Raw genomic sequence first — 22,924 nt, forward strand, 5'->3', positions numbered from 1 at the left:
TCGATACGCCTACTCGGGCGACTCGGGCGGCGACTCGGGTGCTCCCGGCAGCCGCACGATCGCCAGCGCTCCCGGTCCGCCGTCCCGGGCCGGGCCGAGTGTGACCTGGCCGCCGGCGTCCTGGATGGTCTGCGCGACGATCGACAGTCCCAGCCCGGACCCCGGGAGCTGACGCGAGGACGGTGAGCGCCAGAACCGGTCGAAGACGTACTGCAGTTCGTCCGCGGGAATCCCCGGGCCGTGGTCCCGTACGGTCAACCGTCCGTGCTGGAGCGCGACTTCGACCGTACCGGCCGGCGGACTGTACTTCACCGCGTTGTCCAGCAGATTCATGATCGCGCGCTCCAGCGCGGCCGGGTCGGCACGGACGTACCAGGGTTCCAGTGCGATCTGGTAGTTGAGCCCAGGCCCGCGCAACTTGGCGCGGTCCACGGCCCGTTGGGCGATGTCGTGGAACGGGATGATGGCCACGTTCTGTCCCGGGCGCGGGGTGTCCGGCCGGGAGAGCTGCAGCAGGTCCCCGATCAGCACGGTCAGTTCCTGCATCTGCGCCTTCATCGAGGCGAGCAGCTTGGTGCGGGTGGCCGGCGGGAGCGGGCGGCCGGTGTCGTCACTGCGGATCAGCAGGTCGACATTGGTGCGCAGCGAGGTGAGCGGCGTGCGGAGCTCATGCCCGGCGTCGGCGATCAGCCGGGTCTGCCGCTCCCGGGAGTTGGCGAGGGCGGTGGACATGGAGTTGAAGGAGTTGGAGAGCCGGGCGATCTCGTCGTTCCCGTGCACGGGAATGGTGGTCCCGACCTCCTCGGTACGGGCGATGTGCTCGACGGCTGTGGTGAGGTGGTCCACAGGCTTGAGCGCGGTGCGGGCGACCACGCGACCGGTGATGCCGGCACCGAGGATCCCCAGAGCGGCGACTCCGATCAGGACGAAGGCGAGCTGCTCCAGGGAGTCCTGAACACTCCTGGTGGGCAAGGCGGTGAGCAGGACCGCGGGCTCCTGGTTGATCGGGCTGTAGGTGACGCTCACCCGAACCATGGCCGGAGTGCCGTCTGCGAACGTCCCAGGTCGATAGCTCACATGGTCACTGCTGTACCCAAGCGCTGACTTGTCGTCAGGGTCGGGGTTGATGCCTTTGGTCGAGCCAGGGATCAAACATGCCGAGCCGTCCGAGAAGACGACCTGGGAGCTGGCCTGCGCCGGGCGTGGCCCACCTGGGGGGTGCAGTCCGGGGTGGTGGTTCTGTCGCTGTTGGGTAGCCGCCTTCTCGGCGGCCGCCTGGGCCGCTGACGGTGTGGAACCGCAGGAAACGGAGGGCCAGACGGCCAACCCGTTCGGGTAGTTGATGAGGAGAAACTCCGTGGGGCTGGCCGCCAGGTTGTCCTTCACCTGCTGGTCCAGCCGCTGCTTGACGAGAAACCAGCTCGCCAACGCCGACAGTGCGATCGCCACCGCCACCGCAGCCGCCGTCAGCATCGCCAACCGACTCCGCAGCGACCGATCGTGGTACCACCGCGACAGCCGTCCCCGTGAGGCAAATCCCGTACTCATCACCCTCAGGCCGCAGCCCCGCTAGGCGCGCGCAGTGCGTAGCCGACCCCGCGCACGGTCTGGATCAGGCGCGGCATCCCGCCCTGCTCGGTCTTCCTCCTCAGGTACATCACGTACACGTCGAGCGAGTTGGAGGAGGGCTCGAAGTCGAAGCCCCAGACCGCCTTGAGGATCTGCTCCCGGGTCAGCACCTGCCTGGGGTGGGCCAGGAACATCTCCAGCAGCATGAACTCGGTCCGGGTGAGCTCGACCGGTCGTCCGTCCCGGCTCACCTCCCGGGTCGCCGTGTTCATCCGCAGGTCGGCGAAGGCGAGCACCTCGGACTCGTCCTCCACCACGGAGGCTCGCGCCGCCGCCTCCGCGGCCAGCGCGTTGCGGCGCAGCAGGGCCCGCACCCGGGCGAGCAGTTCGTCCAGTTCGAAGGGCTTGGCCAGGTAGTCGTCCGCGCCGACGTCGAGGCCGGTGACCCGGTCGCCCACCGCGTCCCGGGCGGTGAGCATCAGCACGGGCGCGGTGTCCCCGCGCGAGCGCATCCGGCGCACTGCGGTGAGGCCGTCCATCCGCGGCATCATGATGTCGAGCAGCACCAGGTCGGGCTGGTCGCGCTCCACGGCCTCCAGCGCTTCGAAGCCGTCGGTGGCGGTTGTGACCTCGTAGCCCTCGAAGGCGAGGCTGCTCTCCAGGGCGTCCCGCAGGGCGGGCTCGTCGTCGACCACGAGCAGGCGGGCGGGTGCGGCCGGCTGCTCGGCAGGGGTGCGGTCGTCGGCGGGGGGAGTCATCGGCGGTGGGCCCTCTCTGGTGCCGGAAGGGGTCTAGCCATTGTGCGGGGAAAATCGGGTGAAGCGGGGCAACGGTGCGATACCTGGGAGAAACCTGTGAAGCGGGGCGGGCGGCTAGAGCTCCTGGCCGGCCTGCAGCTTCGGCAGCACCTGCTTGACGGAGTCGATCGGGATGGCGAAGCCGAGGCCGACGCTGCCGGCCTGGCTGGAGGTGGCGCTGGAGCTGGCGCCGGTACCGGAGTACATGGCGGAGTTGATGCCGATCACCTGCCCGTTGGCGTTGATCAGCGGCCCGCCGGAGTTTCCGGGGTTGAGTGCGGCGTCGGTCTGCAGGGCCCGGTAGGCCGCGGTGTCCCCGCCGGAGCTGGACGACGATCCGCCGTACCCGGGGAAGGACGGGAAGCCGAAGCCGCCGTTGCCGCGCGTGGTGCCCTCGTCCACCTGCACCGTGACCTGGCGGTTCTTGGCGCTGATGATGCCCGAGGTGACGGTGCCGGTGAGGCCTTCGGGGTTGCCGATGGCCACCACGGAGTCGCCGACCGCGACCGAGGAGGAGCTGCCGAGTGCGGCGGGGGTCAGGCCGGAGACGCCGCTCGCGGTGATCACCGCGACGTCCAGCGACTTGTCGGTGCCGGTCACCGTGGCGGTGGCCTTGTTGCCGTTCTGGAAGGTGACGGTGCCGGTGCCGCGCTCGCTGACCGCGCCGGAGATCACGTGGTAGTTGGTCAGGATCTGGCCGCCGGCGGTGAGGATCACGCCGGTGCCGGTCGCGGTGCCGCTGCTGGTCTGGACGGTGATCTGGACGACGCTGGGGGAGACGGCCGCGGCGATCGCGGAGACGTTGGCGGTGCCGTCGGACTTGGCGGCGACGGGGCTGACGACCGTGCCGGAGCTCGCCGAGCTCGTCGAGTTGTGCCGGGTGTCGGCCACGGCGCCGCCGGCCAGGCCGCCCAGGACGGCCGCGACGGCGGCCACGGCGGTCACCAGGGCGAGGCGGCCGCGCAGGAAGCCGTTGCGGGCCTGGTGCGCGGATCCCGGGGCTTCGTGTCCGGAGGCTTCGGGGCCTGGGGCTTCGGGTCCGGGCGAGCCCTCACCGGCGAGCCCGGCGGTGGTGTGGTCGATGTGAGCGGTGGGCGCCTCGGCCGGCTTCGGCGGGAGGGGGTACCCCGACTCATCTGCGGTGGTGCGGTGCTGGTCGCTCATGGACCAAACCGTCCGCCCGCCGGATGAGGATCCGATGAGAGTCAGGTCAGAACGCCCAGAGAAGCCCGTTCACTTCTCATAAAGACCCGCTACCCTGCCGACGAACCGGCGCCCTGGGCCGGGCAGCCGCAGGAGCGCCGCACCACCAGCCGGGACGGGAACTTGCGCACCCGCTCGGTGTCCGAGCCGGGCACCATCAGCGAGTCGTCCAGCACCAGGTCGACGGCGGCCCGCGCCATCGCCTCCCGCTCACTGGCGACCGTGGTCAGCGGCGGGTCGGCCAGCGCCGCCTCGGGGATGTCGTCGAAGCCCGCCACCGCGAGGTCCTCCGGCACCCGCAGGCCCACCTCGCGGGCGGCCCGCAGCACGCCGAGCGCCTGGTCGTCGGTGGAGCAGAAGACGGCCGGCGGCCGGTTGGGCGAGCGCAGCAGTTCGAGGGCGACCTCGTAGGCGCCGTAGCGGTGGAAGGGGGCGTCCACCAGGTGGTCGTCGGTGGGCAGGCCGGCGCCTTCCATGGCGCGCTGCCAGCCCTCGACGTGGTCGATCACCGGGTCGCCGGGCGCGGGGGTGTCCACCGGGCCGCCGAAGCAGGCCACGTACGGGTGTCCGTGCTCCTCGAGCAGGTGGCGCACCACCAGTTCGGCGCCGCCGATGTCGTCGGTGACCACCGAGACGTCGTCGATCGCCTCGGGCCGGCGGTGCAGCAGCACCACCTTGGCGCCCTCCATGGCGGCGAACTCCTTGGCGGCCCGCTGCGGCGCGCCCTGGCTGACCAGGATCAGGCCGGAGACCCGCATGCCGAGGAAGGCCTGGATGTAGTGCATCTCGCGGTCTTCGACGTAGTCGGAGTTGCCGATCAGCACCAGCTTGCCGCGGTCCGAGGCGGCCCGTTCGACCGCGTGCGCCATCTCGGCGAAGAACGGCTGCCGGGCGTCCGGCAGGATCATGCCGATCAGGTTGGTGCGCCGGGAGGCCATCGCCTGCGCGACGCTGTTCGGCCGGTAGCCGAGCTGCTCGATCGCGGCGAGCACCTTCTCCTTGGTCGCGGGCGCGACCGGGCGCGGTCCGTCGTTGATGACATAGCTGACGACCGCGGTCGAGGTCCCAGCCAGTCGGGCTACATCGTCGCGCGTCACCTTGGCCACAGGTGGAGTCTACGCGTGTTTGTCCAGCGGCTCACTGGTCGGGCCCGGTACCATCCTGGGTCCGACCAGTGAGCCACTGCGGCATCAGGCCTCGTGGCGGCTGCCGACCGGCTGCTCGACGGGCTCCTCGGCCGGCTGACCGGCCGCCGCGCGCTCGCTCTTCTCGCCCTGGGCGGGCACCACGAACCGGTAGCCGACGTTGCGCACGGTGCCGATCAACTGCTCGTGCTCGACGCCGAGTTTGGCCCGCAGCCGGCGGACGTGGACATCGACCGTACGGGTGCCGCCGAAGTAGTCGTAGCCCCAGACCTCCTGCAGCAGCTGCGCCCGGGTGAAGACCCGGCCGGGGTGCTGCGCGAGGTACTTGAGCAGCTCGAACTCCTTGAAGGTGAGGTCGAGCACCCGGCCCTTGAGCTTGGCGGAGTAGGTCGCCTCGTCCACCGACAGGTCGCCGTTGCGGATCTCCATCGGGCTGTCGTCCACCGCGGCGTGCTGCTGGCGGCCCATCGCGAGCCGCAGCCGGGCCTCGACCTCGGCGGGGCCCGCGGTGTCGAGCAGCACGTCGTCGATGCCCCACTCGGCGGTGACGGCGGCCAGGCCGCCCTCGGTGACGACCAGGATCAGGGGTGCGCTGACGCCGGTGGAGCGCAGCAGCTGGCAGAGCGAGCGGATCTGCGGCAGGTCGCGGCGGCCGTCGACCAGTATCACGTCGGCGCTGGGGGTGTCGACCAGGGCCGATCCCTCGGCCGGGGCCACCCGCACCTGGTGCAGCAGCAGTCCGAGGGCCGGCAGCACCTCCGCCGACGGCTGCAGTGCATTGGTGAGCAGGAGGAGAGAACTCATACCCGGGTCGTCCCCTTTCCGGGTCGTCGCGTTCGCGGGACAGCGGAGGATTCGTGGGCGCGCAGAACTGGGTGGGGCGCACGACAGTGGTCCCGCAACCCCTGCCGGTGCACTGCAGCCCTGCTCATCCGCGAACCGTCCGCTTCTTTCCCCGGTCCGGCTGGGTGCACTCCGTTGTGCGACAGTCGGCTCGGGTGGGTTACCACTCGCAAGGACGTCCGTATCGGAGTCCTGAAAGCACAAAAGGACCCGGGGGCGACTCTGCCCGGATCCCTTACGCCATGAGAATAGCCCAACACGCCCGGTTGGCGAAGGGGTGGAACGACGTGATCCGCCTCGCGTCGGTCCGCGTGCGCCCCGGGTGCGACCCTGTTGGCCTGCATTGTTCCCGGTCTGCGGGCGGCTGGGGCCATCATGGAGCACGGCACTGACCGGCACACATATGTGTACACCTTCGAGATCTCGAGAAGGGGGCGCCATGACTGCGACCTTTGAACCCTCCGCCGTGGCGACCGGGACCATCCGCTACTGGGCGGCAGCCAAGTCCGAGGCGGGCGTGGCCGAGGAGCCGTACCGCGCGGCCACGCTGGCCGAGGCGCTGGCGCAGGCCAAGGAGCGGCACGCCGAGCGGCCGAAGTTCGTCCGCCTGCTGGACATCTGCTCCTACCTGGTGGACAGCGAGCCGGTCGGTGGGCGGGACCGCGCGCTGGTGCGGCTGACCGAGGGCGGCACGGTCGAGGTGCTGCCGCCCTTCGCCGGCGGTTGACCGGGGCTGAGAACGGCTGAGAACGGCCGAGCGCGGCTGAGACCGACCGGCCGGGGGCGGCCGGGACCGGCCGGCCAGTGTTCGGAACCATGGTTCGCATCAGATCGTCGTACCGGCGATAGACGATCGCCGACGGGGAGAGTGCTCGATGCGGACCTGGATCAAAGTGGCCGTCACCGCCGCGGTGCTCGGCGGCGTGCTGGTGGGCGCCGACCGGATCGCGCTCTCGATGGCGCAGAGCCGGGCGGCGGACGAGCTGGCGGGCCGTCAGGGCATCAGCGGCCGCCCCTCGGTCGCCATCGACGACTTCCCGTTCCTGACCGACCTGATCGACAAGAAGCTCGGCAGCGTGCACCTGTCCGCCGCCCAGATGCAGCTGACCGGCGGCGGGCGCAGCTTCCAACTGCAGGACTTCTCGGCGCAGCTGAACGGCGTTCAGGTCGACGACGGCCTGAGATCGGCGACGGTGGACTCCGGCCACGGCTCCGGGCGGATCAGCTACCAGGAGGTCCAGTCGCTGATGGGCCTGGATGCCCGCACCTCGATCGCCTACGGCGGCCCGGGCCAGCTGAAGGTCGGCTACGAGGTGCTCGGGCAGCGGATCACCACCACCGTGAAGCTGCGCACCCAGGGCAACCAGGTGCTGGTGGCCGGGGTCGGCGACCTGCCCGGGGTGGGCGCGCTGCCGGGGGTGAGCGGCATGGTCAGCTCGGCGATCGGCTCGAAGAGCTTCACCCTGCAGGGCCTACCGGTGGGCCTCAACCTGGACCAGGTGGCCCCGCAGCCGGACGGCCTGCAGCTGTCGTTCCAGGGCAGCAAGGTGCACCTGGTCGGGTGAATCCTTGCGGCGGCAGGCCGCGAGGAGGGCAAATCCCGGCATGCGGACGATTTCATCTCGCGATTCGATACGCTGATGACAGAGGCGCGTCCCGGTCCCTAGCATCGTCCCCATGAAGCGACAGGCAGACCTCACCAAGCGGCGGGCGGTAGACCTCTGCCGCGTGGCTGCCTGCCTGTGTCGAATGCGCTGACCGGCGGCCCGGTCCGGCAGAATCGACCCGCCGCCACGCCCCTTCTCCTGGCCTGATCAGGCACGTTCCGCCTGCGGCCGGTCCCAGACTTCCAGATTTCCGCCCGACGGCACCCGCTGCTCCGCCCCGTCCCACTATCCGGACAGATCTTCGGACAAGTGGTTCGGATGCCCGGTCCGCGCCCAGTCCCTCGGGCCCCCTCACCTTCCGCCAACCGCCCCCGGATGGAGACACATCACATGAGCCGCAGCGACGTCCTGGTCGACGCCGACTGGGTCCAGGCCCACCTGGACGACCCGAAGGTCGTCATCGTCGAGGTGGACGAGGACACCTCCGCGTACGACAAGAACCACATCAAGAACGCCGTCCGGATCGACTGGAAGAAGGACCTCCAGGACCCGGTCCGCCGCGACTTCGTCGACCAGGCCGGCTTCGAGGCGCTGCTCAGCGCCAAGGGCATCGCCAACGACGACACCGTGGTGCTGTACGGCGGCAACAACAACTGGTTCGCCTCCTACGCCTTCTGGTACTTCAAGCTGTACGGCCACGGCGACGTCCGGCTGCTCGACGGCGGCCGCAAGAAGTGGGAGCTGGACTCCCGCGACCTGGTCGACGGCTCCGAGGTCCCGAACCGCCCGGCCACCGACTACAAGGCCCAGGCCCAGAACACCGCGATCCGTGCCTTCCGCGACGACGTGGTGGCCGCGATCGGCAGCCTGAACCTGGTCGACGTGCGCTCGCCCGACGAGTTCTCCGGCCGCCTGCTCGCCCCGGCCCACCTGCCGCAGGAGCAGTCGCAGCGCCCCGGCCACGTGCCGAGCGCCCGCAACATCCCGTGGTCGAAGAACGCCAACGACGACGGCACCTTCAAGTCGGACGACGAGCTGCGCGCCCTCTACGCCGAGGAGGGGGTCGACCTGTCGAAGGACACCATCGCCTACTGCCGGATCGGCGAGCGCTCCGCGCTCACCTGGTTCGTGCTGCACCAGCTGCTCGGCCAGGAGAACGTCAAGAACTACGACGGCTCGTGGACCGAGTACGGCAGCCTGGTCGGCGTGCCGATCGAGCTCGGCGCCAACTGAGCACCGCGCTGAACCCGTAAGCAAGGAGACCGAGACATGTGTGGTGCGAAGGCCGGCGGGCCGGACCTGGCAGGAGTTGACGTGGCGAGCGAGACGATCATCCAGGGGTCGGTGACCCGCGACGGTGAGCCGGTCAGCGGCTATGTGCGGCTGCTGAACGACGGCGGCGAGTTCACCGCCGAGGTGCCCACCTCGGCGACCGGGCAGTTCCGCTTCTTCGCGGCCCCGGGCAACTGGACCGTGCGCGCGCTGGTGCCGGGCGCGACCGTGGACCGCAAGGTGGTCGCCTCCCAGGGCGCCCTGACCGAGGTCCCGATCGCGGTCTGACCCGCGAGGAGTGGAACCACCGACGAGCCCCTGCCCCGGCAGGGGCTCGTCGCTTTACCGTTGAGGTGTGCAGCAGCGCAGGAGGCACCGGTACTACTTCGTGATGATGGGCGGCTGCCTCGGGCTCTTCGTCCTGGCCTGGGGAGTCGTGCGCTTCTTCTCGGTGGGCGCGGCGATCGGCCTGTGCGTGGTGGCCATGGTGATCCCGCCGCTGGCCGCCGTCTTCGCCAACAAGCGCGACCCCGAGGACGACTGGTGGCAGGACCCGCGCTGGGACGACCCCGAGTGGGACCGCCCGGGCCACGACCGCGACCGCCCGGACCGCGAGTCCGAAGATCAGTAGACCAGTGCCTGCACGCCGTCGGCCGTGATCTCACTGACGAAGACCTGGGCGCCCGCGATCCGGACACCCGGCACGGTGTCGCCCTGCTCGATCCCGCGCCGCGCCGCGCACTGGGTGCACAGGGTGACCGTCCCGGCCGCCAGGATCGAGTCCAGCAGCTCCGGCAGCGGCGCCGCGTGCGGCAGCTCGAACTCGGCGGCCCGCCCGGGCAGCGCGAACCAGGAGGACTCCCCGGTGAGCCAGAGCGAGACCTCGACCCCGCTGGCGACCGCGACGGCCGCCACCGTGAACGCCTGCGAGCAGCGCTCCGGCGCATCGGCTCCGGCGGTGACCTTGATGACCAGCTTCTTCGACACGCCGTCAGCCTAGAGCCTGGGCCGCGGCGCGTGTGGTGGGCCTCACCGCGAACGGCGAACCCCCACCGGATAGACTCGCGCCGTCACCGTCCGTCCGTAATTCGCCGTATCGGGAGCGCATCATGACTAGTGGCCTCGAAATCTTCTTCGACGTCCTGCTGGCTGTCATGTCCGTCGTGATCGTCTGGTTCGCCGCCTTCTCGGTCATGAAGCTGTACCAGGGCCAGCGCTGACCTCTCCCGTACCGTAGGGGTAGTCCCACCGTCCCCGACTGCGACCAGGACCATGATCGAGATCCCTTCTGACCTCCACAAGGACGTCGTTTCGCTGGCTTTCCTCCTCGGCACCTGGGAGGGCGCGGGCGTCTTTGCCCCTCTGCCGGGTGAAGGGGGCCCGGGCGAGGAGAAGTGCAACTTCGGCCAGGAGATCGTCTTCCGTCACGACGGCCGGCCGTTCCTGGAGTTCCGCTCCCGCACCTGGGTGTTGGACAACGAGGGCGAGAAGGTCCGCCCGCTGGAGAACGAGCACGGCTTCTGGCGGATCACCAGCAACCAGCACGGCACCAGCGGCGAGCGCGAGGTGGAGATCTCGATGCTCCGCGACACCGGCACCGTGGAGATCTGGTACGGCAAGCTGGCCGACGGCAAGCCGCAGATCGACGTGGCCACCGACGCGGTCGCCCGGGTCGAGGGCTCGGCCCCGTACAGCGGCGGCAAGCGGCTCTACGGCTTCGTCAACGACGAGCTGCTCTGGGTCGGCGAGAAGGCCGCCCCCGAGGTGCCGCTGCGCCCGTACATGTCCGCGCAGCTCAAGAAGGTGCTCAGCCCCGCCCAGCTGATCAAGGACATCAACGACCTGCCGGACGACGGGATCGCGTTCTTCCGCTGAGACGGGCACCCGACCGGGCACCGCAGACCACCACAGGGACGGCATCGTGGCGAACAACGGTACGGCCGACTGGCGTGACGTGTGGCAGTCCGACCTGCGTGAGCGCGGCTACCGCCTGACCCCCCAGCGCCAACTGGTGCTGGAGGCGGTGGACGTGCTCGACCACGCCACCCCGGACGAGATCCTCGCCCAGGTCCGGCTGACCGCCAGCGGGGTCAACATCTCCACCGTCTACCGGACCCTGGAGCTGCTGGAGGAGCTGGGCCTGGTCTCGCACGCCCACCTCGGCCACGGCGCGCCGACCTACCACCTGGCCGGCCGCCACCACCACCTGCACCTGGTTTGCCGGGACTGCGCCAAGGTGACCGAGACCGACACCGCGATCGCCACCCCGCTGATCGACAGCCTGCGCGCCCAGCACGGCTTCGACACCGACCTCAAGCACTTCGCGATCTTCGGCCGCTGCGCCGACTGCACCGCCAAGCTCCAGCAGCCGCCGACGTAAGACCGCTCGGCGATTGGGGGCGGTCTAAGCTGGCTCGCATGAAGAGCCCGCTGCTGTCCCTGCCCGGAGCCGTCCCCGCCGAGGGGCCCGACGAGGGTGTCGCGGCGCATTACGGCGACCTCTTCCGCGAGCAGCGCGAGCTGGCCGCCGGGCGGGCGTTCACCGACCTGTCGCACCGCGGTGTGGTCACCGTGACCGGCCCCGACCGGCTGGCCTGGCTGCACCTGCTGCTCACCCAACACGTCAGCGAACTCCCCGCGCAGCAGGCGGTGGAGGCGCTGATCCTGTCCCCGCACGGGCACGTCGAGCACGCCCTCTACCTGGTCGACGACGGCACCACCAGCTGGGCGCACGTCGAGCCGGGCACCCAGGGCGCGCTGATCGAGTACCTGGAGCGGATGAAGTTCATGTACCGGGTCGAGGTCGCCGACGCCACCGGCGAGTTCGCGGTGGTGCACCTGCCGGCCGGCAACTCCGCCGATGCGACCGGTGCCGCCGCCGTGCGCGAACTCCCGTACGGGCGCGACCTGTTCCTGCCGCGCGCCGAACTGGCCGCGCTGACCATGGAGTTCGGCAGCCCGGCGGGCGTCTGGGCGTACGAGGCGCTGCGGATCGAGGCGCACCGCCCGCGGTTGGGCTTCGAGACCGACCACCGGACCATCCCGCACGAGGTGGACTGGCTGGCCACCGCCGTGCACCTGAACAAGGGCTGCTACCGCGGCCAGGAGACGGTGGCCCGGGTGCACAACCTCGGCAAGCCGCCGCGCCGCCTGGTCTTCCTGCACCTGGACGGCACCGAGGAGGTGCTGCCCCCGCACGGCACCGAGATCCACCTGGCCGAGGACCCGCAGGGCCGGGCGCTGGGCTTCGTGACCTCCTCGGCCCGGCACTACGAGCTCGGCCCGATCGCGCTGGCCCTGGTCAAGCGCAACGTCCCGGTGGACGCCGTGCTGCGGGCCGGCAGCGTGCCGGCCAGCCAGGACGTCGTGGTGGCCCCGTAACGCCGACAGGCGCTAGACCTCCAGCAGCACCGTGAACGGCCCGTCGTTGACCAGCGACACCTTCATGTCGGCCCCGAACCGGCCGGTCTCCACCTTGGCGCCGAGGGCTCGCAGCTGCTCGACCAGCTCGGCCACCAGCGGCTCGGCGACCGGCCCGGGGCGGCGGCGTTCCAGGTGGGGCGCCGGCCCTTGCGGGCGTCGCCGTAGAGGGTGAACTGACTGATCACCAGCAGCGGCCCGCCGAAGTCCGAGCAGGACAGTTCCGTCTCCTCACCCTCGAAGAGCCGCAGCGTCCACAACTTGCGGGCCAGCTGCGCCGCCTGCTCGGCGGTGTCCTCGTGGGTGACCCCCACCAGCACGCACAGCCCGGGGCCGCTGATCGCCCCGACCGTCTCCCCGGCCACCGTCACGGCGGCCTCGCTCACCCGCTGCACCACTGCTCGCATGCGGGCCATTCTCCCTCGGGCGCACGGGTCACCGGAACCGGCTCCGACCGGCGGTCGACGTCACGTTGTAATGAGCCTTACCCGTTCGCCAGGCGGCCGTACGGGTGCATCTGGGCCGCGCCGGCGGCCGCGGAGTGGCACGATGCGAGGGTGGCCGCGCCGGGCGGAGGCGGACGACTGTTCGCGCCGCTCGTACGCCCGTGCCCGTGCGGCTCGCCCGGGTGGGTGGCTGCGGCGGGACGGGGAACCCCTGAGCGGCCGTCAGGCGTGCATCCGGGGGTGGGGGCACCAGGGCGGGACCAGGACGCGACGGCAGGTGGTTGGTCGATGGACACGAACGGGATTTCCCGCGAGGCCGTGGCAGCGGGTACGGAGCCGGCGGTGGCGGAGATCGAAGGGCTGGGCCTCGACGAGTTGCGGATCCTGCGCCGGGACGCCCTGGAGCAGGAGGCCGACCTCTCCTACCTGCGCCGGCTGCTGCAGGGCCGGGTGGACATCCTGCGGGCCGAGTTGGACCGCCGCACCCTGGACCGCCGGCTGCGCCCGGTGCACCCCGACACCCTGCTGCACCAGCTGCCGCAGATCCTCGCCGACAGCCCGTCCAACGTGCGCCAGTCGGCCCGGCACGTCACCCTCGGCACCCCGCGCGGCGAGCAGTACCAGGCGCAGGCGGACGCCCTGATGGGCGATGTGCAGCTGGCCGACCTGGCCGCGCACGCCTCCGCCGAGCTGCTGGCCGCGTTGGACCGGCTCACCGCGCACGAGCGCGAGGTCTCGGGGCGGCGGCAGTCGCTGCAGCGGACGGCGGACGGCTGCAGCGCGGAGATCACCCGGCGCTACCGCGAGGGCGAGGCACGGGTCGAGGACCTGCTGGCCGACTAGCTCAAGAGCCGACCAGCTCAAGAGCCGACCAGCTCGAGAGCCACAGCTCAAGAGCCGGCTACCGGCTACGCGGCAGACCGGCTCAGCAGCGGCCGAAAGCCGGGTCGGTGGCCACACCCACCGACCCGGACGGCCGCCTCAGTGGGCGTCGCCGGACTCGGCCAGCCGCTTGATCGACGCGGTGATCTCGGTCTCGGCCTCGAGCCGGCCGACCCACTCGGCACCCTCGACGGACTTGCCGGGCTCCAGGTCCTTGTAGACCTCGAAGAAGTGCTGGATCTCCAGGCGGTCGAACTCCGACACGTGGTGGATGTCCCGCAGGTGCTCCCAGCGCGGGTCGGTGGCCGGGACGCAGAGCAGCTTGTCGTCGCCGCCGGCCTCGTCGGTCATCTTGAACATGCCGATGGCGCGGCACTTGATCAGGCAGCCGGGGAAGGTCGGCTCGTCCAGAATGACCAGCGCGTCCAGCGGGTCGCCGTCCTCGCCGAGAGTGCCCTCGACGAAGCCGTAGTCGGCCGGGTAGCGGGTCGAGGTGAAGAGCATCCGGTCGAGACGGAGGCGACCGGACTCGTGGTCGACCTCGTACTTGTTACGGGAGCCCTTCGGGATCTCGATGGTGACGTCGAACTCCAACGGTTCCTCCAAGGTAGGGACTGACAGAATCCCAGTGTCTCCTACGGCAGGGAGTGCTGTGGAAAGGGGTTGGGCAGTGGCAGGGACACGCAGGGGCCAGGCGGCGGTGCTGGCCGCGATGACGGGGTTCACCCTGCTGGCGGGTGGCACACCGGCGCACCCGCAGGCGGTCGGCCAGGCGACCGCGCCGCCCACGCCGACCGCGCCCGCGATCCTGCAGCCCGCCGTCACCACCGGCACCGAGGGCCTGCCCAGCACCGCCGGCCTGCAGGCCGCGCTCGGCCAGCTGACCCAGGACAAGGCGCTCGGCACCCTCACCTTCGCGATCAGCGACGCGGGCACCGGCAAGCTGCTGCTCGGCTCGGGGGAGACCACGCCGGCCACCCCGGCCTCCACCACCAAGCTGGCCACCTCGGTGGCCGCGCTCAGCCTGCTGCCCCCGCAGACCCGGCTCACCACCAAGGTGGTCAAGGGCGCGACGCCGGACGAGATCGTGCTGGTCGGCGGCGGCGACCCGACGCTGACCGGCCTGAACCCGGACCAGATCCGGATCGCCGGCGCCCCGGTGGACGCCGACTCGGCCCCCGCTTCGATGCCGGAGCTGGCCCGGCAGACCGCCGCCGCGCTCAAGGCGGCCGGGGTGACCACCGTCCACCTCGGCTACGACACCTCGCTCTACACCGGGCAGCCGTTCCACAAGTACAACGACGGCACCGACATCGGCCCGATGGCCGCGCTGATGGTCGACGAGGGCAAGGCGGACGCCACTCAGGACACCGAGGGCCCGGTACGGGTGTCCGACCCGGCGGGGCAGGCGGTGACCAAGTTCGCCGACCTGCTCGGCGCGCAGGGCGTCAAGGTGGACGGCAAGCCGAAGGAGGGCCCGGCCCCGGCCGGTGCCAGGCAGCTGGGCCAGGTGCTCTCGCCGACCCTGCCCCGGCTGGTCGAGCGGCTGCTCACCCACTCCGACAACACCCTGGCCGAGGCAGTCGGCCGGCAGGTGGCGATCGCCGTCCACCAGCAGGCCAGCTACGAGGGCGCGGGGGCGGCCGTGGCCCAGACCCTCGGCTCGCTCGGCATCCCGATGGCGGGTGTGTCGCTCAACGACGCGAGCGGGCTCAACCCGCACAACGCCGTTTCGCCGCTGGTCCTGGCCGACCTGCTGGCGCTGGCTGCCTCGGCGGACCACCCGCAGCTGCGCCCGGTGCTGACCGGACTGCCGATCGCCGGCCTGACCGGCACCCTGGACAAGCGCTTCACCGCCGCGCAGGGCTCGGCGGACGGCGCGGGCGTGGTGCGGGCCAAGACCGGCACGCTGAGCGACAGCGGCGTCAACACGCTGGCCGGCACCGTGGTGGACGCCGACGGGCGGCTGCTGAGCTTCGCGCTGATGACCAAGGGCGGCGCCGGCGACACCCGGGCCGCGGTGGACCGGATCGTCGCCAGGCTCGTCAGCTGCGGGTGCCATTAGTTTCGGGTGCTCGGCCGGGCCAACCGCTGCCCTGGGCGCACCGCAACACGTACGGTGAGTTCATGACGAGTGCTGGCGGCGGTGCAGACATGGTCGACTGGAATCTCGCGGTCGCCACCGCGACCCGGCTGGCCCGGCCCGGACCGCAGGTCACCCGGGAGGAGGCCCGCACCGTGGTGGCCGAGCTGCGCAGGCACGCGGTGGCCGCCGAGGGGGCGGTGCGCGAGTACACCGGGATGCGGGCCGCCCGGCTGGCCGCCGACGGCGCCGCTCCGGTGCTGGTGGTGGACCGGCCCGGCTGGGTGCGGGCCAACGTGGCGGGCTTCCGCACGGTGATCCGCCCGCTCACCCAGAAGCTGGCCGCCCGCCGCGCCGACACCGCCGGCGGCGCGCTGCTCGGCGTGGTCGGCGAGAAGGTCACCGGCATCGAGGTGGGCGCGGTGCTGGCGCTGCTCTCCGGCAAGGTGCTGGGCCAGTACGAGACCTTCGCGGCCGCCGAGCCCAGCACCCGTACCCCGCGCACCCCCGACAGTCCGGCCGACCTGTTCGACCAGCCCCGACTGGGGCCCGAGCAGCCGGGGCCGGGCCGGCTGCTGCTGGTCGCACCGAACATCGTCCAGGTGGAGCGGGAGCTGGACGTCGACCCGCACGACTTCCGGCTCTGGGTCTGCCTGCACGAGGAGACCCACCGCACCCAGTTCAGCGCGGTGCCCTGGCTGCGCGACCACGTGCAGTCCGAGGTGCAGGCCTTCCTGGCCGAGACCGACGTGGAGCCGGTCGCGCTGCTGGAGCGGCTGCGCGAGGCGCTGTCCCCCGGCGAGCGGCCGCAGAGCGCCGGCGCGGGCACCCTGCTGGAGGTGGTGCAGACGCCCAACCAGCGGGAGATCCTGGCCCGGCTGACCGCCGTGATGTCGCTGCTCGAGGGCCATGCGGACGTGGTGATGGACGGCGTCGGCCCGTCCGTGGTGCCGAGCGTGGGCGAGATCCGGGAGAAGTTCCAGCGCCGCCGCGACAAGGGCGCGGGGCGCCTGGACCTGATGCTGCGCCGGCTGCTCGGGATGGACGCCAAGCTGCGCCAGTACCAGGACGGCGCGGTCTTCGTGCGCGGTGTGCTGGACCGGATCGGGATGGACGGCTTCAACCTGGTGTGGACCTCGCCGAACACGCTGCCGACCAAGGACGAGATCCACGATCCGGCGGCCTGGGTGGCCCGGGTCGGACGCCAGTCCCAGCCGAAGCCCCCGGAAGGGTGAGGGCGGGGGACGGCGGAACGTTTCTTCATTCACCCGTCCGTGGGACGGTGGTCGTACCGGTGGCGCGGGTGGCCCAGGCGCGGCCGCCGGTCTGAGACGATCTGCCTGCGACGATCTGTGACCGTCCGGTCACCCGGTGATCGCCATCCTGCCAGAGGAGTTGCTCCACCATGGGCCCACACCCCGCTGTCGCGGCGATACGCCTGGCTGTCCGCCGCGCCCTGCTGGACCTCGCCGCCGAGACCGGCACCACCGCCCTGGTCCCCGCGGCCGCCCGCAGCGCCGTCCGCAGTGCCGCGCCCGTCCCGGTGTCCGCCGGTGCCGCCACCGTGCTGATCGGCAACGCCCGCCGCCACCCCTCCGGCCTGCCGCGCACCCCCGCCGCCCCCGGCTCCCCGCTGGTCCTGGTCGCCGTCAGCGGCGGCGCGGACTCCATGGCCCTGGCCACCGCCACCGCCTTCGAGGCCCCCAAGCTGGGCCTGCGGGTCGGTGCCGTCACCGTCGACCACGGTCTGCAGGACGGTTCCACCGACCGCGCCCAGCAGGTCGCCGAGCGGCTGCGCGCGCTCGGCCTCGACCCGGTGGAGGCCGTCAGGGTCCGGGTCGGCCGCCAGGGCGGCCCCGAGGCTGCCGCCCGCGACGCCCGCTACGCCGCGCTGGACGAGGCCGCCGAGCGCCACCAGGCGATCGCCGTCTTCCTCGGCCACACCCGCGACGACCAGGCCGAGACCGTCCTGCTGGGACTGGCCCGGGGATCGGGCGCGCGCAGCCTGGCCGGCATGCCCGGCCGCAAGGGCCGCTACCGCCGCCCGCTGCTCGACCTGGATCGCGCCGCCACCCGTCAGGCCTGCGCCGCGCAGTCCATCCCGGTCTGGGACGACCCGCACAACCTGGATCCCGCCTACACCCGGGCCCGGGTCCGCCACGAGGTGCTGCCGGTGCTGGAGAAGCACCTGGGCGGCGGCGTGGTCGAAGCCCTGGCCCGCACCGCGCGGCTCTTCCGCGACGACGCCGACGCCCTCGACCAGTGGGCCGAGCGGGCCGAGCTGGACCTGGGCCGCAGTGATCCGCAGGACAACTCCCGCTCACTGAGCGTCACCGGCCTGGCCGAGCTGCCCTCCGCCGTGCGCCGCCGGGTGCTGCGCCGAGTGGCGCTGCGCACCGGCTGCCCGGCCGGCGACCTGTTCGCCCGGCACCTGGAATCGGTGGACCTGCTGGTCACCGGCTGGCGCGGCCAGGGACCGCTGCAGCTACCCGGGGGCGTCGAGGTGATCCGCCGGTGTGGCAACCTGGTGTTTCGGCGGCAGAACGACTGACCGCCGGCACAGGACCACAGACCCTTGAGGACGTACTCCCGGTGGACGACAAGGACATGGGCGCCGACCTGGCGAAGGTGCTCATCAGCAAGGACGAGATCGACGCCAAGCTCCAGGAGCTGGCCGAGCGGATCGACCGGGACTACGCGGGCAAGGACCTGCTGATCGTCGGTGTCCTCAAGGGCGCCGTGATGGTGATGGCCGACCTCGCCCGTGCGCTGCACTCGCAGGTGACGATGGACTGGATGGCGGTCTCCTCCTACGGGATGGGCACCAAGTCCTCCGGTGTGGTGCGGATCCTCAAGGACCTCGACACCGACATCGCCGGCCGTGACGTGCTGATCGTCGAGGACATCATCGACTCCGGCCTGACGCTGTCCTGGCTGCTCGGCAACCTGGGCTCGCGCGGCCCGGCCTCGCTCGAGGTGTGCACCCTGCTGCGCAAGCCGGACGCCGCCAAGGTCGAGATCGACGTCAAGTACGTGGGCTTCGACATCCCCAACGAGTTCGTGGTCGGGTACGGGCTGGACTACGCGGAGAAGCTCCGCAACCTCCCGTTCATCGGTACGCTCGCCCCACACGTGTACGGCGGCTGATCCGGAAACGGGTAGTCATGGGCACTTGAGGGAACAGTCTGCCGATTCCACCCGTTGGAGTCGGCGGACCCACAACTCCATAGACCGTAACGTCGCGCTTCCACGGAGCGGGACATCACTGCTGTACGGTCAAATTACCCGCTCTTACGACAATGCCGACCCGAGCGGGGTGCAGACGCACACAACCGGATGCGCCGGCGACCGAGAGGCCGCCCGGCCGTTGAGTGGCAGGAGGGACGGGGCTGCAAGGCCCCGCATGGATGGACGTCAAGCGATACTTCCGCGCGCCGATCGCATGGATCCTCCTGGCAGTCGTCGCCGTCATTGTGCTGATGAACGTCGTTTCGGACTCGAACGGCTACAAGACGGTGGACACCGGCCAGGTGGTCGCAGCGATCAACAGTGGCCAGGTCAAGCAGGCGCAGCTCACGACCGGCGACTCCCAGACGGTCAAGATCCAGCTCAAGGACGGCGAGACGCTGCAGGCCGGCAGCTCCGGCAAGGCGCCCTCGGGTACCAAGTTCCAGGCCTCGTACATCGGTGACCAGGGCAAGGAACTGGCCCAGGCCATGTCCAATGACCCGAAGAAGATGCCGAGCCAGGGCTACACCGTCAGCCCCGAGAAGCAGTCGACCTTCGTCAGCCTGCTGCTCTCGATGCTGCCGATCGTGATCATCGTGCTGGTCTTCCTGTTCCTGATGAACCAGATGCAGGGTGGCGGCTCCCGGGTCATGCAGTTCGGCAAGTCCAAGGCCAAGCTGCTCACCAAGGACACCCCGAAGACCACCTTCGCCGATGTGGCCGGTGCGGACGAGGCGGTGGAGGAGCTCCACGAGATCAAGGAGTTCCTGCAGGAGCCGGCCAAGTTCCAGGCGGTCGGCGCCAAGATCCCCAAGGGCGTGCTGCTCTACGGCCCGCCCGGTACCGGTAAGACCCTGCTGGCGCGTGCCGTCGCGGGTGAGGCCGGGGTGCCGTTCTACTCGATCTCCGGCTCGGACTTCGTCGAGATGTTCGTCGGTGTCGGTGCCTCCCGGGTCCGTGACCTGTTCGAGCAGGCCAAGGCGAACGCCCCGGCGATCGTCTTCGTCGACGAGATCGACGCCGTCGGCCGGCACCGTGGCGCGGGCCTCGGCGGTGGCCACGACGAGCGCGAGCAGACCCTCAACCAGCTGCTGGTCGAGATGGACGGCTTCGACGTCAAGGGCGGCGTGATCCTGATCGCCGCCACCAACCGCCCGGACATCCTGGACCCGGCGCTGCTGCGCCCGGGCCGCTTCGACCGGCAGATCGCCGTCGAGCGTCCCGACCTGCAGGGCCGGCTGGACATCCTCAAGGTGCACCAGAAGGGCAAGCCGGTCGCGCCGGACGTCGACCTCCGGGCCGTCGCCAAGCGCACCCCCGGCTTCACCGGTGCCGACCTGGCGAACGTGCTCAACGAGGCCGCGCTGTTGACCGCCCGCTCCGACAAGAAGCTGGTCGACAACATCACCCTGGACGAGGCGATCGACCGCGTGGTGGCGGGTCCGCAGAAGCGCACCCGGATCATGTCGGACAAGGAGAAGAAGATCACCGCGTACCACGAGGGCGGCCACGCCCTGGTCGCGGCGGCCTCTCCGAACGCCGACCCGGTGCACAAGATCACCATCCTGTCCCGCGGCCGGGCGCTCGGCTACACCATGGTGCTGCCGGACGAGGACAAGTACTCCACCACCCGCAACGAGATGCTCGACCAGCTGGCCTACATGCTGGGCGGCCGCGCGGCGGAGGAGCTGGTCTTCCACGACCCGACCACCGGCGCCTCGAACGACATCGAGAAGGCCACCGCCACCGCCCGCGCGATGGTGACCCAGTACGGCATGACCGAGCGCCTCGGCGCGATCAAGTTCGGCACCGACAACTCCGAGCCGTTCCTCGGCCGTGAGATGGGTCACCAGCGCGACTACTCGGAAGAGGTCGCCGGGTTGGTGGACGAAGAGGTCAAGAAGCTGATCGAGAACGCCCACAACGAGGCGTGGGAGATCCTGGTCGAGAACCGCGACGTGCTGGACAACCTGGTCCTGGAGCTCCTCGAGAAGGAGACCCTGAACAAGGAGCAGATCGCCGAGATCTTCGCCCCCGTGGTGAAGCGCCCGGCCCGCCCGGCCTGGACCGGTTCGGCCCGCCGCACCCCGTCCACCCGCCCGCCGGTCCAGTCCCCCAAGGAGCTGGCCCTCAGCAACGGCGCGGCCGCCTCGGTCGAGGCGACCCAGGTGGACATCGTGAAGCTCCCCCCGGTGACGGGCGAGTCGACCGAGAACTGATCAACCCGTACGGAATGGATGCCGCGTCACCAGGGTTTGTACCCTGGAGGCGCGGCATCCGTGCTGCTCGGACCCCCTCACTATCCACTGCAACTGCGAGGCTCGCATGATCGACCCGGTGACGTTCGACAGCCCGCCCGCCATCGGCACCTTCGACCAGAAGCGGGCCGAGAACGCGATCCGCGAGCTGCTGATCGCGGTTGGCGAGGACCCGGACCGCGAGGGGCTGCTGGACACCCCGGCCCGAGTGGCGCGGTCCTACCGGGAGATATTCGCCGGGCTGTACCAGCAGCCCGAGGAGGTGCTGACCACCACCTTCGACCTGGGCCACGACGAGATGGTGCTGGTCAAGGACATCGAGGTGTTCAGCACCTGTGAGCACCACCTGGTGCCGTTCCGTGGTGTGGCGCACGTCGGCTACATCCCGTCCACCAGCGGCAAGATCACCGGCCTGTCCAAGCTGGCCCGGCTGGTCGACGTCTTCGCCCGCCGCCCCCAGGTGCAGGAGCGCCTGACCAGCCAGGTCGCCGACTCGCTGATGCGGATCCTGGAGCCGCGCGGGGCGATCGTGGTGATCGAGTGCGAGCACATGTGCATGTCGATGCGCGGGATCCGCAAGCCCGGCGCCAAGACCATCACCTCGGCGGTGCGCGGCCAGCTGCGCGATCCCGCCACCCGGGCCGAGGCGATGAGCCTCATCATGAGCCGCTGAAGGAGCCGCTGGCCGGTCGGCGGCCCCTCAGCCCCGGGGCTCGCGGTCCGGGGCGGGCTGCAGGTGGTCGCTGATCCACTCGAGGGCGGCGGGGAGTTCTCGGCGCCAGGTCTCGAAGCTGTGGCCGCCGTCGGGCAGGAAGAGCGAGTCGACCTTGAGGTCCGGGTGGGCCTGGGTGACCGGGGTGACACTTGCGAGGAACTGTTGGGTCGCCGCGTAGTTGTCCTCCGTTCGGGTGCTGACGATCAGCAACGAGGACTTCGGCACCGGCAGGTTGTGCAGCCGCCAGGCCAGGTCGTAGCTCTGGGCCAGCTGCTGGTTGCCGCCGAACAGGTCGCCGGTGCTCCAGTCGGTGGCGGCCTGGTAGTCGGCGTGCAGGGCGGCCGCCGAGCCGTAGGAGCCGGGGTCGCGCAGCGCCAGGCGCAGCGCGCAGCTGCCGCCGGTGGAGTAGCCGAGGACGCCCCAGGAGGCCGCCGAGCGGCTGACCCGGTAGGCGGAGCGCAGGGCGGTCGGCACGTCCTTGGCGAACCAGGTCTCGGTGGCCGGGCCGCCCGGGACGTCGACGCACTCGGTGTTGCGCGGGGCGGCGACGGTGGGGCGGGCCATCACCAGGACGGTCGGCGCCATCCGGCCGGTGCGCTGCAGGTCCCAGGCGGTCTGCGGGGTGTGCATCTCGTTCAGCAGGTGCAGCGAGGGGCCGGGGTAGCCGGCCAGGGTGAGCAGTACCGGGAAGCGCTCCCGGGAGTACTTCGGATTGAAGTACTCGGGTGGCAGGTAGATGAACATCTGGTCGGACAGGCCGCTCTCCTTGCCGCGCACCTGGATCGAGTCCACCCGCCCGACCTCCTCCGGTCTGCCCTGCGGCAGGTCGGAGACGGTGTTCAGGCCGCCCTCCTCGGTCGGCCGGACCAGGGCGTCGCCGGTGGGCGGCCCGGCCTTGCCGCCGGCGCCGGCGGGGCCGAGCGCCAGCTGGCTGCCGTCCGGCTGCAGCAGGTCGTGCCAGGAGGAGTAGAAGCCGTAGGAGTTGTTGACGATCAGCCCGCAGACGGCGAGCACGGCCAGCTGAGTCAGGCTCAGCAGGCCGATCCGGCCCAGCACGTGGTGCGGCCGGTGGTGGGCCAGCCGGGGCCAGAACAGGACGGTGGCGAGCAGGGCCAGCGCGGCGACGGCGGCCACGAGGTACACCAGCGCGCTGCTGGTCAGTTCCATCCAGAGCCTCCCCCTGGCGGTCGAGCCGGCGGTCGCTGCGCAAGTTGTCGGGGTGTCAGACGGCGTGCCACACGGGCCGTCACGGGGTTCGGGGCGGCCGCAGCGGGTGCCGCTGACTCATCATCGGATGCGGATCGGCAGGCGGCCACCGGAGTCGTCTGCGTCCACTGGGGCAACGCCGGGTGAACCGTGAGCGGCACGGGCACGGCACCGGCTGCCGTCCGGCTTCACCCACAGGAACCAAAGCCCTAGACTTCGGCGTCGCCACCCGCACGGGGGCTCGGATCGC

Annotated in this window: 24 protein-coding genes and 1 pseudogene; 16 read left to right on the top strand and 9 right to left on the bottom strand. The window is 71.1% G+C overall.

Annotated features, from left to right (window positions below):
• Positions 1-9: 9 nt before the first annotated feature.
• The 5 genes from BR98_RS19370 to BR98_RS19390 all read right to left on the bottom strand — a co-directional run bounded on the left by BR98_RS19370 (position 10) and on the right by BR98_RS19390 (position 5,518).
• Positions 10-1,026 carry a sensor histidine kinase gene (locus BR98_RS19370; RefSeq protein WP_324606681.1) on the bottom strand — a complete coding sequence of 339 codons (1,017 nt, stop codon included), beginning with the start codon at positions 1,024-1,026 and terminating at the stop codon, positions 10-12.
• A 527-nt stretch (positions 1,027-1,553) separates the two neighbouring features.
• The gene (locus tag BR98_RS19375) at positions 1,554-2,327 is read right to left on the bottom strand and encodes a response regulator transcription factor (protein WP_035846365.1); all 774 of its coding nucleotides are present in this window, start codon (positions 2,325-2,327) and stop codon (positions 1,554-1,556) included.
• 114 nt (positions 2,328-2,441) lie between these two features.
• Positions 2,442-3,530: a S1C family serine protease gene (locus BR98_RS19380; RefSeq protein WP_035846367.1), complete on the bottom strand. Its 1,089-nt coding sequence runs from the start codon at positions 3,528-3,530 to the stop codon at positions 2,442-2,444.
• Between the two features lie 89 nt (positions 3,531-3,619).
• Positions 3,620-4,675: a LacI family DNA-binding transcriptional regulator gene (locus BR98_RS19385; protein ID WP_035846370.1), complete on the bottom strand. Its 1,056-nt coding sequence runs from the start codon at positions 4,673-4,675 to the stop codon at positions 3,620-3,622.
• An 84-nt stretch (positions 4,676-4,759) separates the two neighbouring features.
• Complete coding sequence (locus BR98_RS19390; RefSeq protein ID WP_035846372.1) at positions 4,760-5,518, bottom strand: response regulator transcription factor; 759 nt, start codon at positions 5,516-5,518, stop codon at positions 4,760-4,762.
• Positions 5,519-5,996: 478 nt separating this feature from the next.
• On the opposite strand from BR98_RS19390, the gene BR98_RS19395 reads away from it, so the two are divergent.
• The 6 genes from BR98_RS19395 (at position 5,997) to BR98_RS19415 (ending at position 9,067) form a co-directional block, all read left to right on the top strand.
• Positions 5,997-6,284, top strand: a complete 288-nt coding sequence (locus tag BR98_RS19395) for a MoaD/ThiS family protein (RefSeq protein ID WP_051969936.1) — start codon at positions 5,997-5,999, stop codon at positions 6,282-6,284.
• A gap of 148 nt (positions 6,285-6,432) precedes the next feature.
• On the top strand, positions 6,433-7,122 hold the full coding sequence (locus tag BR98_RS19400) for an LmeA family phospholipid-binding protein (protein WP_035846377.1): 690 nt from the start codon (positions 6,433-6,435) through the stop codon (positions 7,120-7,122).
• Between the two features lie 112 nt (positions 7,123-7,234).
• Complete coding sequence (locus BR98_RS42590) at positions 7,235-7,315, top strand: Ms5788A family Cys-rich leader peptide (RefSeq protein WP_369405619.1); 81 nt, start codon at positions 7,235-7,237, stop codon at positions 7,313-7,315.
• Positions 7,316-7,554: 239 nt separating this feature from the next.
• Complete coding sequence (locus tag BR98_RS19405) at positions 7,555-8,397, top strand: sulfurtransferase (RefSeq protein ID WP_035846385.1); 843 nt, start codon at positions 7,555-7,557, stop codon at positions 8,395-8,397.
• Between the two features lie 36 nt (positions 8,398-8,433).
• Complete coding sequence (locus BR98_RS19410; protein WP_035846389.1) at positions 8,434-8,724, top strand: DUF1416 domain-containing protein; 291 nt, start codon at positions 8,434-8,436, stop codon at positions 8,722-8,724.
• A gap of 67 nt (positions 8,725-8,791) precedes the next feature.
• Positions 8,792-9,067, top strand: coding sequence for a DUF3099 domain-containing protein (locus tag BR98_RS19415; protein WP_035846392.1), 276 nt, complete (start codon positions 8,792-8,794; stop codon positions 9,065-9,067).
• Here BR98_RS19415 and BR98_RS19420 read toward each other — a convergent pair.
• Positions 9,061-9,423 carry a DsrE family protein gene (locus tag BR98_RS19420; protein WP_035846394.1) on the bottom strand — a complete coding sequence of 121 codons (363 nt, stop codon included), beginning with the start codon at positions 9,421-9,423 and terminating at the stop codon, positions 9,061-9,063. The genes BR98_RS19415 and BR98_RS19420 overlap by 7 nt on opposite strands.
• A 285-nt stretch (positions 9,424-9,708) precedes the next feature.
• On the opposite strand from BR98_RS19420, the gene BR98_RS19425 reads away from it, so the two are divergent.
• From BR98_RS19425 to ygfZ, 3 genes are read left to right on the top strand one after another with little or no spacing between them, the layout of a single operon-like run.
• Entirely contained in the window at positions 9,709-10,311 is a 603-nt protein-coding gene (locus BR98_RS19425; protein WP_035846395.1) for an FABP family protein, read from the top strand.
• Positions 10,312-10,357: 46 nt separating this feature from the next.
• On the top strand, positions 10,358-10,816 hold the full coding sequence (locus BR98_RS19430; protein WP_051969938.1) for a Fur family transcriptional regulator: 459 nt from the start codon (positions 10,358-10,360) through the stop codon (positions 10,814-10,816).
• A 38-nt stretch (positions 10,817-10,854) separates the two neighbouring features.
• The gene (gene ygfZ, locus BR98_RS19435; RefSeq protein WP_035846396.1) at positions 10,855-11,817 is read left to right on the top strand and encodes a CAF17-like 4Fe-4S cluster assembly/insertion protein YgfZ; all 963 of its coding nucleotides are present in this window, start codon (positions 10,855-10,857) and stop codon (positions 11,815-11,817) included.
• 12 nt (positions 11,818-11,829) lie between these two features.
• Here the strand turns inward: ygfZ and dtd are convergent.
• A pseudogene (dtd, locus tag BR98_RS19440) lies at positions 11,830-12,272 on the bottom strand (D-aminoacyl-tRNA deacylase).
• A gap of 372 nt (positions 12,273-12,644) precedes the next feature.
• On the opposite strand from dtd, the gene BR98_RS19445 reads away from it, so the two are divergent.
• Positions 12,645-13,145, top strand: coding sequence for an RsiG family protein (locus BR98_RS19445; RefSeq protein ID WP_324606682.1), 501 nt, complete (start codon positions 12,645-12,647; stop codon positions 13,143-13,145).
• Positions 13,146-13,283: 138 nt separating this feature from the next.
• Here the strand turns inward: BR98_RS19445 and BR98_RS19450 are convergent, their stop codons facing one another.
• Positions 13,284-13,778, bottom strand: coding sequence for an inorganic diphosphatase (locus BR98_RS19450; protein ID WP_035846397.1), 495 nt, complete (start codon positions 13,776-13,778; stop codon positions 13,284-13,286).
• Between the two features lie 76 nt (positions 13,779-13,854).
• Between BR98_RS19450 and dacB the strand changes: the two genes are divergently transcribed.
• The 6 genes from dacB to folE all read left to right on the top strand — a co-directional run bounded on the left by dacB (position 13,855) and on the right by folE (position 21,426).
• Positions 13,855-15,249, top strand: a complete 1,395-nt coding sequence (gene dacB / locus BR98_RS19455; protein WP_198042245.1) for a D-alanyl-D-alanine carboxypeptidase/D-alanyl-D-alanine endopeptidase — start codon at positions 13,855-13,857, stop codon at positions 15,247-15,249.
• 62 nt (positions 15,250-15,311) lie between these two features.
• Complete coding sequence (locus tag BR98_RS19460; protein WP_035846399.1) at positions 15,312-16,502, top strand: zinc-dependent metalloprotease; 1,191 nt, start codon at positions 15,312-15,314, stop codon at positions 16,500-16,502.
• Positions 16,503-16,672: 170 nt separating this feature from the next.
• The gene (gene tilS / locus BR98_RS19465; protein ID WP_035846400.1) at positions 16,673-17,818 is read left to right on the top strand and encodes a tRNA lysidine(34) synthetase TilS; all 1,146 of its coding nucleotides are present in this window, start codon (positions 16,673-16,675) and stop codon (positions 17,816-17,818) included.
• Between the two features lie 41 nt (positions 17,819-17,859).
• Positions 17,860-18,414, top strand: coding sequence for a hypoxanthine phosphoribosyltransferase (gene hpt / locus BR98_RS19470; RefSeq protein WP_035846402.1), 555 nt, complete (start codon positions 17,860-17,862; stop codon positions 18,412-18,414).
• Positions 18,415-18,674: 260 nt separating this feature from the next.
• Positions 18,675-20,714 (top strand): ATP-dependent zinc metalloprotease FtsH, encoded by a 2,040-nt coding sequence (gene ftsH / locus BR98_RS19475; protein ID WP_035846404.1) that lies wholly within the window; start codon positions 18,675-18,677, stop codon positions 20,712-20,714.
• Positions 20,715-20,820: 106 nt separating this feature from the next.
• Complete coding sequence (folE, locus tag BR98_RS19480) at positions 20,821-21,426, top strand: GTP cyclohydrolase I FolE (protein ID WP_035846405.1); 606 nt, start codon at positions 20,821-20,823, stop codon at positions 21,424-21,426.
• Between the two features lie 27 nt (positions 21,427-21,453).
• Here the strand turns inward: folE and BR98_RS19485 are convergent, their stop codons facing one another.
• A complete protein-coding gene (locus tag BR98_RS19485) occupies positions 21,454-22,635 on the bottom strand; it encodes an alpha/beta hydrolase (protein WP_051969941.1) in 1,182 nt (393 codons plus the stop codon).
• Positions 22,636-22,924 lie beyond the last annotated feature (289 nt).

This window comes from Kitasatospora azatica KCTC 9699, from assembly GCF_000744785.1.
Lineage (GTDB): Bacteria > Actinomycetota > Actinomycetes > Streptomycetales > Streptomycetaceae > Kitasatospora > Kitasatospora azatica.